Origin of the sequence: Flexivirga sp., assembly GCF_051955415.1 — a bacterium.
Lineage (GTDB): Bacteria > Actinomycetota > Actinomycetes > Actinomycetales > Dermatophilaceae > Flexivirga.
The window spans coordinates 1-7360 of record NZ_JBQCGS010000022.1 but is presented as its reverse complement, the minus strand read 5'-3'; the positions used below and the strand labels follow the sequence as shown (position 1 = coordinate 7360).

The 7360-nt window shown below is 69.6% G+C and carries 8 protein-coding genes; 5 read left to right on the top strand and 3 right to left on the bottom strand.

Features of this window, described 5'->3' with window-relative positions:
- The coding region (locus ACTHL4_RS04040) for a polyprenyl synthetase family protein (RefSeq protein ID WP_440281455.1) at window positions 1–428 on the bottom strand (428 nt) is incomplete at its 3' end.
- A gap of 67 nt (window positions 429–495) precedes the next feature.
- Here ACTHL4_RS04040 and ACTHL4_RS04035 point away from each other — a divergent pair.
- The 3 genes from ACTHL4_RS04035 to ACTHL4_RS04025 all read left to right on the top strand — a co-directional run bounded on the left by ACTHL4_RS04035 (window position 496) and on the right by ACTHL4_RS04025 (window position 2633).
- Window positions 496–1401, top strand: coding sequence for a methylenetetrahydrofolate reductase (locus ACTHL4_RS04035; RefSeq protein ID WP_440281454.1), 906 nt, complete (start codon window positions 496–498; stop codon window positions 1399–1401).
- Window positions 1402–1495: 94 nt separating this feature from the next.
- Window positions 1496–1939 (top strand): SAV_6107 family HEPN domain-containing protein, encoded by a 444-nt coding sequence (locus ACTHL4_RS04030; RefSeq protein ID WP_440281453.1) that lies wholly within the window; start codon window positions 1496–1498, stop codon window positions 1937–1939.
- 298 nt (window positions 1940–2237) lie between these two features.
- The gene (locus ACTHL4_RS04025; RefSeq protein ID WP_440281452.1) at window positions 2238–2633 is read left to right on the top strand and encodes a DUF3040 domain-containing protein; all 396 of its coding nucleotides are present in this window, start codon (window positions 2238–2240) and stop codon (window positions 2631–2633) included.
- 45 nt (window positions 2634–2678) lie between these two features.
- Here the strand turns inward: ACTHL4_RS04025 and ACTHL4_RS04020 are convergent, their stop codons facing one another.
- Complete coding sequence (locus ACTHL4_RS04020; RefSeq protein WP_440281451.1) at window positions 2679–3158, bottom strand: DUF456 domain-containing protein; 480 nt, start codon at window positions 3156–3158, stop codon at window positions 2679–2681.
- Window positions 3159–3273: 115 nt separating this feature from the next.
- Entirely contained in the window at window positions 3274–3486 is a 213-nt protein-coding gene (locus ACTHL4_RS04015; RefSeq protein WP_440281450.1) for a DUF7455 domain-containing protein, read from the bottom strand.
- 302 nt (window positions 3487–3788) lie between these two features.
- Between ACTHL4_RS04015 and ACTHL4_RS04010 the strand changes: the two genes are divergently transcribed.
- Window positions 3789–5912 (top strand): DNA gyrase/topoisomerase IV subunit B, encoded by a 2124-nt coding sequence (locus ACTHL4_RS04010; protein WP_440281449.1) that lies wholly within the window; start codon window positions 3789–3791, stop codon window positions 5910–5912.
- Complete coding sequence (locus tag ACTHL4_RS04005; RefSeq protein WP_440281448.1) at window positions 5905–7188, top strand: hydroxyacid-oxoacid transhydrogenase; 1284 nt, start codon at window positions 5905–5907, stop codon at window positions 7186–7188. The genes ACTHL4_RS04010 and ACTHL4_RS04005 overlap by 8 nt, the downstream gene beginning before the upstream one ends.
- Window positions 7189–7360: the final 172 nt, after the last annotated feature.

Below are 7360 nucleotides of genomic sequence, written 5' to 3'. Positions count from 1 at the left end.
TCGTCGGGCCATTTCCGGCCCCGGCCACCGGCCAGGAGGGCGCCCGCCTCGCCGACCGGGGTGGGATCGCCGCCCAGCCCGCGCCGGCGGTGGACCTCGGCCCGCCGCCGTGGCGCCGCGGGCATGCCGCGGCGCACGTCGGAGTCGTCCATCACGTCGTCGTGGAGCAGCGCGGCGGCCTGGAAGACCTCCAGGGACATCGCCGCGCGCACCAGTGCGTCGCTGTCGCCGCCGCCCACGGCGCGGTAACCCCAGTAGAAGAAGCCGGCGCGCAGCCGCTTGCCGCCGCTGAGCAGCGCGAACACGGCCTCCAGCAGGTCGGCCATGTCCGGCCCCAGTGGGGCGAGGATCCCGGCCTGGGTCCGGCGCTCCGCATCGAGCGCGCGCTGGACGCGTGCCCGTAGGTCGTCAAGGTCGGCGGTGGGCAAGAGATTGTCCTTCCGAATGGTGATCGAGTCGAGCGTAGTCGGCGTACCAGTCCGTAGGCTGAGCGGCATGACCATGCGCCACGACAAGTCCGGGCGTCCGATCCCCGAGTTGCTGGCACAGGACGGCCCGAGCTTCAGCTTCGAGTTCATGCCGCCGCGCAGCGAGCGCGCCGAGGCGGTGCTCTGGAACTCCGTGCGCCGCTTGGAGCAGTTGCACCCGACGTTCGTCTCGGTGACGTATGGCGCGGGCGGCTCGACCCGCGACCGCACCGTGCGCATCACCGGCCGGATCGAGCAGGAGACGACGCTGCGCACGATGGCGCACCTGACCTGCGTCGGGTCCTCGGTCGCCGAGTTGCGTCGTGTGGTGGGGGAGTATGCCGCCGTCGGCATCGCCAACGTCCTGGCGCTGCGCGGTGACCCGCCGGGTGGGCCTGCCGCGCCGTGGATCGCCCACCCCGAGGGCCTGGACCATGCCGACAAGCTGGTGTCGCTGGTGCGCTCGCTGGGCGACTTCACCGTCGGCGTCGCGGCCTTCCCGGACAAGCACCCGGAGTCGGCCTCGTTGGCGGAGGAGGCCGACACCCTGGTGCGCAAGGCGGACGCCGGCGCCGCGTTCGCCATCACCCAGATGGTCACCGACGTGGACGCCTACTTGCGGCTGCGCGACCTGGTGGCCGGCCGCGGTTGCGAGCTGCCGATCATCCCCGGGCTGCTGCCGGTGACCGCCGTCGGCCAGCTGCAGCGGCTGACCGAGCTCAACGGGCAGCCGCTGGCCGCCGACGTCGTTTCGCGCATCGGTGCCGCCGGTGACGACGTGGCCGCCGTGCGCCGCGAGGGCATCGCGATCTGCACCGAGCACTCGGAGCGGTTGCTGCGGGAGGGTGCTCCGGGCCTGCACTTCATGACGATGAACAAGTCGACCGCGACGCTGGAGGTCTTCGCCAACCTGCGGCAGAACAGCCTGGTCTGAACCGGGGGCGCGGCCCAGGGGCCCTGTCGGTGCCCGCGACTAGCGTCACTGCATCGAACAAAAGTTCGATGACAGCGATCCGCGAGGAGGCCGCATGCGCCCGCCAGCCCACCCCCTTCCACCCACGCCGGTCGCCGGGACGGTGCTCGACCTGGTCGACCGCACCCGGGTCGGCCTGTTGCAGGCCTGTCATGCCGACACGGCCGACGAGCGCTACCGGCTGGCACACCTGTCGGCCCTGCGAGCGGCCGCCGCGGTGCTGGCGGCCGATGCGCGGCGGACCCCGGGATCCCGGCCGCGCAACGTCTGGACGGTGCTGCCGACGGTGGCGCCCGAGCTGGCCGAGTGGGCGCAGTTCTTCGAGGGCTCCGCCCGGCGGCGCTCGCAGCTGGAACGCGGCGTCCTGGTGATCTCCACCCGCGAGGCCGACGACCTTGTGCGGCAGGTCGAGACCTTCCTGGAGCTGGTCCTGGCGCACCTGGGGCTGCCGATGTGCGAGTCGTTCACCGCCTGCGTCGCTCCGACCGGTGCCGGCTGACCGGCCGGTGGTCCGCCCGCCGGGTGACAACTCGGTAATTGTTGCGGACTCCGGCACCGTTTCCGGGCCGCTTTGTCTAGGCTGGCGCGAAGACAACCGATCCAGCGTGTTGATCCGACCGTGCGGACGGGTTCCGTCGTGGCTCCTGCGGTTTCGTCGATCGTTTTCGATCGCCGGCCCATGGGGCAACTACCGCTAGGTAGCGCGGCGAACTATCCTTGAGGTGGAGATCAGTCGGGGATCAGCCGGCGGGCTCGGTCACCGCGTGGTGGCGACCGAAGAACATTGGGAGGTCAACGTGCCGCTATCGGAGCACGAGCAGCGCCTACTCGACCAAATGGAGCAGGCGCTCAAGGTGGAGGACCCCAAGTTTGCGTCGCACATGGTCGCCCATCCGGGTCGTCGCCGCTTCCGGCGCCGCGTCGCGATCGGCGTCTGCGGTGTGGTCGTGGGGCTGGCACTGGTCATCGTCGGTATGACGATCGCCCAGATCTGGCTCGGTGTCATCGGCTTCGCGGTCATGGTCGCGGCCGGCGCCTATGCCTTCAAGCCCGGTCATGCGCGCGAGTTCGGCACCGTCCAGGAGGACGGCTCGGTCAGTGCTCGTCCTAACCCGCCGTCGCGCAGCGCCGGCACGTTCATGCAGCGACTCGAGGAGCGCTGGGAACGCCGCCGCGGTCAAGGCGGCTGGTGACCGCTGCTGACCGGCCGCTGACCCGTGCACAGCACGGTCGCGGTCTCAGCTGAGCAGGACCCCGGCCACCCAGATCCACGACACCAGCACGGCGGCGGCCAGTTCGATGCCGATGCTGGTCAACACCGCGCGTACCGCAGCCTTGGTCGCCGCCCGGGCCCGTGCGGCATCCCGCAGCCGTAGCTGCTCGGCGGCGAACACCCCGGCCGGGAAGCCGACGAACAGCCCCACGTAGGGGATGACGAAGAAGCCGATCACCGCGCCGACAAGGCCCGCGAACTTCGCGACCCCGGGCACGCCGGCCGCCTTCAACCGCCGGTTCGGGACCAGGAACTGCACCACCCAGCCGATGGCGGCCACGACGACACCACAGCCGAAGACCGTCCAGGACGTGCCCGTGTCGACCTCCCAGGCCCACAGCAGGACGCCCGCGAGGCACAGCAGCAGGCCGGGAAGCACGGGGACGACCAGCCCCAGGATGCCCAGCGTGATCATCGCCCCGGCCACGAGGGTCACCGCGTCCACGGGACGAACCTATGCGACCGGCCGGGCGTCATACACCCGGGACGGCATACGAGAACGGCGCACCACAGGGTGCGCCGTTCTCGCAGGAGTAGGGGTGAAGATCACACGTCGATCATCACACTTCGATCGTGGACTCGCTGTGCAGCCGGTCGGTCTCATCGATCACTTCGTCAGCGATCTCGCGCAGCTTGTCCAGGTGCTCCCGGCCGGGGTGGGCGCAGAAGAGCAGATCCTGGTCGGAGCTGAGGCGGGCACGGATGAAAGCTTGGGCGCCGCAGCGGTCGCAGCGATCGGATGCGGTCAGGGTGGGAGCAACTGCTGTAGTCACGGTAATCATCCTCTCGTTGCGGGTCCTCCCGGTCACCCGGGGGTTTCCGTCGTCGAAGTAGTCAACAGTCAATCATGCGAAGGGATTCCCGGCGAAACTTATCCACGGCGTGTGGCGTCCTTCACAATCTTGTGACCTGCGCGGATCCGGTGGCGGCAGCGCATGCCCCGGCGCCGGCGGGGCGGTGGGTGCGTGGTGTCCGCAGTGCGCCTTCGTGGGTTCGTCGGTGCCGGGGGTTAATCTGCCTGCGAGCAAGACCGCCCGGGCGATCGGGCGGCATACCAGCCAGGAGAGCGCCAGTCGTGACCGCAAGTCCGTCCACCACGTCCACGAGCGAATACACCGCACGGCACCTGCAGGTGCTCGAGGGTCTGGAGGCGGTCCGCAAACGGCCCGGCATGTACATCGGTTCGACCGACGGCCGCGGCCTGATGCACTGCGTGGGGGAGATCAGCGACAACGCGGTCGACGAGGCACTCGCCGACCGCGGCGACCACGTGCTGGTCACCCTGTATGCCGACGGCTCGGTCGGCGTCGCTGACCGTGGTGCGGGCATCCCGGTCGACATCGAGCCGCGTACCGGGCTGTCCGGTGTCGAGGTGGTGTTCACCAAGCTGCACGCCGGTGGCAAGTTCGGCGGCGGGTCGTATGCCGCTTCCGGCGGCCTGCACGGCGTCGGCGCGTCGGTGGTCAACGCCGTCTCGGCCCGGCTGGACGTCGAGGTGGACCGCGGCGGCAAGACCTACGCGATGAGCTTCCGGCGCGGGGAGCCGGGTGTGTTCAAGGACCCGAAGTCGGGTCCGAGCCCCGACTCTCCGTTCGAGCCGTTCACCGCCGGCAGCGAGCTGCGGGTGGTCGGCAAGGTCAAGCGCGGTGTCACCGGCACTCGGATCCGCTACTGGGCCGACCCGCAGATCTTCCTGCGGGACGCGGAGTTCGATGTCGAGCGACTGATCGGCCGCGCGCGGCAGACGTCCTTCCTGGTGCCTGGCCTGGAGCTGGTCGTGCGCGACGAGCGCGGCCTGCCCGGCACGCCGGGCGAGGACGGGCCGGTCGAGGAGGTGTTCCGCCACGAAGGAGGCATCTCCGAGTTCACCGAGTTCCTGGCCCCCGACCCGGCGGTGACCGACATCTGGCGACTGCAGGGCGAGTCGACCTTCACCGAGACCGTGCCGGTGCTGGACGCGCAGGGCCACATGACGCCCACGGAGGTCGAGCGCAGCTGCGGCGTGGACATCGCGCTGCGCTGGGGCACCGGTTACGACCAGCGGATGCGTTCCTTCGTCAACGTCATCGACACCCCCAAGGGCGGCACGCACGTCGCCGGCTTCGAGCAGGCACTGCTGAAGGTCTTCCGCAAGCAGCTGGAGACCAACGCCCGCCGCCTCAAGGTCGGCAACGACAAGGTCGACAAGGACGACATCCTCGCGGGCATGACCGCGGTGATCACGGTGCGGCTCGCCGAGCCGCAGTTCGAGGGGCAGACCAAGGAGGTCCTCGGCACCTCGGCGGTCCGGCAGATCGTCAGCAAGATCGTCGAGCGGGAGCTGACCGCGCTGCTGACCTCGAGCAAGCGCGACCTCAAGACGCAGTCGAGCCAGCTGCAGGAGAAGGTCGTCGCCGAGATGAAGGCGCGCATCCACGCCCGCGTCCAGAAGGAGACACTGCGTCGCAAGAGTGCGCTGGAGTCCTCGTCGCTGCCGGGGAAGCTGAAGGACTGCCGGTCCGGCGACAACGACCGCACCGAGCTGTTCATCGTCGAGGGTGACAGCGCGCTCGGCACCGGTATGGCGGCCCGCAACTCGGAGTTCCAGGCGCTGTTGCCGATCCGCGGCAAGATCCTCAACGTCCAGAAGGCGTCGGTCGGGGACATGCTCAAGAACGCCGAGTGCGCCGCGATCATCCAAGTGGTCGGCGCAGGCTCGGGGCGCACCTTCGACCTGGACATGGCGCGCTACGGCAAGGTCATCCTGATGACCGACGCCGACGTCGACGGGGCGCACATCCGCACCCTGTTGCTGACGCTGTTCTTCCGCTACATGCGTCCGCTGGTCGAGGCGGGCCGCGTCTTCGCGGCCGTCCCGCCGCTGCACCGGATCGAGACCACCGCACAGGGCCGAGCCAAGGGCGAGGTCGTCTACACCTACTCCGAGCAGCAGATGCGGCAGGTGATGGCGCAGTTCGCCAAGAAGGGGCGCAACGTCAAGCAGCCCCAGCGCTACAAGGGCCTCGGCGAGATGGATGCCTCGCAACTGGCGGAGACGACGATGGATCCACGCCACCGCACCCTGCGCCGGGTCACCCTCAAGGACGCCGAGAACTCCGAGCGGGTCTTCGAGTTGCTGATGGGCAGCGACGTCGCCCCGCGCAAGGACTTCATCGTCGACTCCGCACGCGAACTCGACCGCGAGCGCATCGATGCCTAGCGACGCTGCGGAGACCATCTTCACCTGGGGTGCGCCGCCGTTGAAGTTCGGTGTGGGGGCGAGCGACGAGATCGGCTACGACCTGCGGCAGTACGGCGTGTCGCGAGTGTTGGTCGTCACCGACCCGGGTGTTGCCGCCAGCGGTGTTGCCGACCGCATCGTCGATGCCCTGCGCCGCTACGACGTCGTCGCCGAGATCTTCGACGGCGTCCACGTCGAGCCGACCGACGACTCGATGCACCAGGCGATCGAGTATGCCGCGGCCCAGGGCCCCTGGGACGGCTTCGTCGCCGTGGGCGGTGGTTCATCCATCGACACCGCCAAGGCGGTCAACCTGCTGACGACCTTCCCGGGTGAACTCGGCGACTACCTGAACGCTCCGGTGGGCCGGGCCCAGGTGCCACCGGGCGCGCTGAAGCCGCTGATCGCGGTGCCGACGACGGCGGGCACGGGCTCGGAGAGCACCGCCATGTGCGTGCTCGACGTGCTGTCGATGAAGGTCAAGACCGGCATCAGTCACTGGCGGCTGCGTCCGACGATGGCGGTGGTCGATCCGGCGCTGACCATGACGCTGCCGCCGGAGGTGACCGCCTCGGCCGGGATGGACATCGTCTGCCATGCCGCCGAATCGTTCACGGCGAAGCCTTTCTCGTCATACGGCAAGAAGCGGCCGGAGGAGCGGGTGACCTACTGCGGGTCCAACCCGGTGTCCGATGTGTGGTGCGAGCGTGCGCTGACGCTGCTGGCCGGCGCCTTCCGGCGCGCGGTCTCCCACGGCGCCGACGACCAGCAGGCACGGATCGACATGATGCAGGCAGCGACGTTCGCGGGGATGGGTTTCGGCAGCGCGGGCGTACACATCCCGCACGCGAACGCCTACCCGATCGCCGGCCAGGTCAAGGACTTCCGGCCGGCCGGTTATCCGGGCGACGAGCCGATGGTGCCGCACGGCATGGCCGTCTCGCTGACCGCGCCGGAGGCCTTCCGTTTCTCCTTCGACGCGGCGCCGGAGCGGCATCTGCGTGTTGCCCGCCTACTGGGGCCGGACGTGCCCGAGCAGGCCGACCCGCGGGAGCAGCTGCCGACGGTGCTGGTCCGGTTGATGCGCGACATCGGGATCCCGAACGGCATCGGAGCGGTCGGCTTCACCGAGTCCGACGTGCCGGACCTCGTGCCGGGCGTGCTGCAGCAGCAGCGGCTGTTGAGCACCTGCCCGAAGGAGCCGACCGAGGACGACATCGCCGGCATCCTCACCCGGTCGATCGCGAACTGGTGACGCTTCCCGCACCGCGCGCGTAACGTCACCGGTCAGTGTCAGGGTGATGTTGCCGCTCTCGCGGTGGTTGGATCCTGAGCACCTGGTGTCTGGCTCGTAACGTCGGTGTCGCCTTCGGGTTGATGAACATACGTTTTGCCGGCACCGGGTGTGAAGGAGCCGGCCGGCGTGA